The 386-nt window shown below is 62.7% G+C and carries 1 pseudogene; it reads left to right on the top strand.

Features of this window, described 5'->3' with window-relative positions:
• Positions 1-190, top strand: a pseudogene (locus AAFO60_RS20865) (mercury(II) reductase); the annotation flags it as partial.
• Positions 191-386 lie beyond the last annotated feature (196 nt).

The following is a 386-nucleotide window of genomic DNA, read 5'->3' as shown; positions in this document are numbered from 1 at the left end:
CGAGATCCTCGGCCTGACCGCGGTCGCAAATGACGCCGGCGAACTCGCCGCCGCTGGCGTCCACGTACTCGGCAAGACAGTCACCGAGGTCGCCGACGCCTGGGCGCCCTATCTGACCATGACCGAAGGCATCCGGATCGCCGCCAAGGCATTCACCACCGACGTCTCGAAGCTGTCCTGCTGCGCCTGAATATGAGCGGACACATCTACAGCCCGATTGGAGACACAACCAGTGCTAGACCCCAACACCGACCTGGCAAGAGATATTGTCAAGATCTGTGGATGAGGTTGTTTCAGGCAGCCTCCTGCTGGTCGGGTGAGGCGGTGCCGGGTTCGACGAGTTCGCCGTTTTTGAAGGTGGCGCCGGCCCGGACGTGAGCGACGAG

This window comes from Gordonia aichiensis (assembly GCF_039946255.1).
GTDB classification, from domain to species: Bacteria; Actinomycetota; Actinomycetes; order Mycobacteriales; family Mycobacteriaceae; genus Gordonia; species Gordonia aichiensis_A.
The sequence above is the reverse complement of the archived record's forward strand: the minus strand, read 5'-3'. Positions and strand labels throughout refer to the sequence as shown.